Annotated in this window: 2 protein-coding genes and 1 pseudogene; all 3 read left to right on the top strand. The window is 67.4% G+C overall.

The genetic code is table 11. The features are described 5' to 3' along the window. Positions 1 to 130, top strand: a pseudogene (locus tag ACIBEI_RS49525) (DDE endonuclease); the annotation flags it as partial. 85 nt (positions 131 to 215) lie between these two features. Continuing rightward, entirely contained in the window at positions 216 to 1,988 is a 1,773-nt protein-coding gene (locus ACIBEI_RS49520) for a helix-turn-helix domain-containing protein (protein ID WP_398898119.1), read from the top strand. 196 nt (positions 1,989 to 2,184) lie between these two features. After that, on the top strand, positions 2,185 to 2,745 hold the full coding sequence (locus ACIBEI_RS49515; protein ID WP_398898118.1) for a hypothetical protein: 561 nt from the start codon (positions 2,185 to 2,187) through the stop codon (positions 2,743 to 2,745). Positions 2,746 to 2,998 lie beyond the last annotated feature (253 nt).

Below are 2,998 nucleotides of genomic sequence, written 5' to 3'. Positions count from 1 at the left end.
TTATCACCAACTCGGCGGCCCGATTGTGCTGGCGTGGGACCACCTCAACACGCATCTGGCGGCTGGGATGCACCGCTACATCGCCGAGCATGACTGGCTCACTGTCTACCAGTTGCCCTCCTATTCGCCAATGTCGGTGAAACGGGGTGTCACATCGTGCAACCAAAGGGATTGTTCTGGTGTCCAACTGTGCGTCGGCCTAGGAGGCAAGAGGCGTGTCTGAACTGGCCGTGCTGCTGCAGTCTCTGAAGGAACGCAGCGGCATGAGTTACGCGGTGCTCGCCCGCCGGTGCAACGTGAGCACGTCCACCCTGCACCGGTACTGCCGTGGCCTCGTGCGCCCCGACAGCTACGGGCTGGTCGAGCGGTTCGGCAGGGAGTGCGGCGCGACCCGGCAGGAACTGCACGAGCTCTACGAAGCCTGGCAGCGGGCGGAGGCCCGGCCGGCGGAGACCCGGCCTGCCGTGGGCGCGCAGCCTCGGGGCGGGCCCGGAACGGACCCCGACGGCACCGGGCAGGCCGCAGGCCGTGGAGGTACCGCAAGCGGCACGGTGGACGCCGGGGCCGCGATGCCGCGGCCCTCGCCCCAACCGGCCGCCGAAGAGCCAGGGTTGTCCCGTGCCGTTCGTGGTCCGTGGCGGTGGCCCCTGCGGCTGCCCGTGCGGTCGGCGCTGCTCGCGGCGTTATTCACCCTGGCCCTGACCACCAGCTACGGCCCTCCCGTGTCCCTGCCGAGCGAGCGTAACGGCGGCGCGCCGCAGCGGATCTCCGGGCCGAGCTGGAGCCAGCCGCCCAAACCCGTACTTCCCGAACTCTTCGGCGTCACCATCAACAGCTCCACCGGCGCGATGCCGAGCTTCCACGTCGGCGCCGTACGGCTGTGGGACAGCGAGACGCGCTGGGCCCAACTGGAGCCCCGGCACGGTGACTTCGACTGGGCGTCGCTGGACCGGCTGGTCGGCGGGGCGCGCCGGGCCGGTCTACCGGTCCTGTTCACCTTCGGTGGAACCCCGTCCTGGGCGAGCCCGGACGGCCCGAAGGCCCCGTACCCGGATGGGTCCAGGGCGGCACCGCCCGACGACCTCGGGGACTGGGAGGCATTCGTACGGGCGGTGGTCACCCGGTACCGGGGCCGCATCGACGCCTACGAACTGTGGAACCTCGCCCCCTCGCCCCGCTTCTTCACCGGCTCGTCCGCCCGGCTCGCGGACATGACCCGACGGGCCGGCCGGATCATCCGGGGAACGGATCCGCGGGCTTCTGTGGTGTGCCCCGGTATGGGCGAGTTGTGGGAGCCGGCCTCCCGCGCCTTCCTGCGGGGGTTCGCGGCGGCGGGCGGCTACCAGAGCTGCGACATCGCCTCGGTGAAACTGCACCAGCGTGACTTCGGCGACCCGCCCGAGACGATGGTGGAACTCGCGGACATCGTCCGCCGCACCTTCCGCGAGACGGGTTTCTCCCTGCCGATGTGGAACACCGGCACCGCCTACCGGGTCGCCGTCGCGGCGCCGCTGACGGAGGAACAGGCCGAGGACTACGCCGTTCGCTTCTTTCTCATCGGTCTCTACGTACGTTACGACCGCATGTACTTCTACAATTGGGGCGCCACCAGCCTGCCCATCGTGCTGCAGGCCGAGGGTGGTGCTCCGACGCGGGCCGCGCTCTTCATCGAGCAGCTCCAACGGTGGCTGCGCGGCGCCCGCATCACCTCGTGCGGGCACGGCACGCCCGACGGACTGCCCTCGAACGTCTGGCAGTGCCGACTGCTCCTGCCCGCCGAGGACTCCCAAGACACCCGCCCGGCGGTGATCCGGTGGACGGACCAGGGCCGGGCCACGATGACCGCGGAGTCCGGCGTCCGTGCCGTGCGGCATCTGGACGGGTCGGCGCAGCCTATGACCGAGGGTGCCGAACTCGTCGTCACTGAACGTCCTGCTCTCATCGAGTACGCGGTGGATGCCGCCGGGTCGGGCACGACGGGCCCGTGAGGGCCGCGAGGTGGTGCACCCGGTCGCCCCTGGTGGTCAGGTGCGTCCCAGCGCGGTCGTTCCTCGCAGGTCGGCGCGGGTGTGATGTCCCAGTGTCCCAGATCGTCCTGAGCCTCTTGGCGGTGCCGACGCCGGTCCGCAAGGCTGCCCGTCGACCACCTCAGGAGGGGACCACCTCAGGAGAGAAGCAGGTGCAGTGATCAGGATCAGGAAACCCGTGAAGCAGCCGTGCCAAGACGCCACCGCCGTAGAGGAGAGGTGTAGCAGGTTGATAACTCGTCGAACTCACCCAGCAGTCAGGAAAGGCCGTAAGACGCTAGTAGCGCTGCTGACGGCAGCTCTAGCCGCGATCATGATCACGGCTGCCAACCCGGCATCGGCCGGCACGTGTACGACCCCGTACTGCGGTGGAGTGGTCCGCATCCCGAGCAGCGCTGGAGGAAACTCCATCGGGAACGGTGTTGCGATCACAAACTGCTGGAACTCGGGAGGGTTCGACTACGGCGATAGCCACCCATGCATGCGGAACGGGTGGAGTAACACAAGCTACTACGCCGGAAAGTACCTGTTCCGCGGGCAGACTTCAGCGAGCTATTACCACTACTACGACGTCGACGGGTTCCGTGTGTTTCGCGGCTGCACGGTACGAGGGTACTGGGACGGCGGAAGCGCGTTTTCCTTCTATGCGGGGTCAACAAGCATGTGGGTGAGGATTACAGGCACCAGTGAAGCTGTCATCACGAGCGTGTCGTGCTGAAGAGCTCATTGCCTTTAGGAAGTTGTTCATCCTGGCCTTTCCCAGAGCTCCATGAGTGGTCGGCGGACGCTGGAAAATTGGCACCCAACCGAACGTCCAGCTGAAGCACTATCTTCCAGGCGTTCCATCTTTGTGCGTCGAGTCTTGGCGAGCTCGGTACGCCCGACTCGGTATGTGATCTCCGGCCGGGCCATTGGCAGAATTGCCTGGTTCGGCGGCCCGAATCATCCGCAGCATCCATCTGACCTCAGAG

The sequence above is a fragment of the Streptomyces sp. NPDC050988 genome (genome assembly GCF_044456225.1).
Classification (GTDB): Bacteria; Actinomycetota; Actinomycetes; order Streptomycetales; family Streptomycetaceae; genus Streptomyces.
This window is presented reverse-complemented; position numbering and strand designations above follow the sequence as displayed.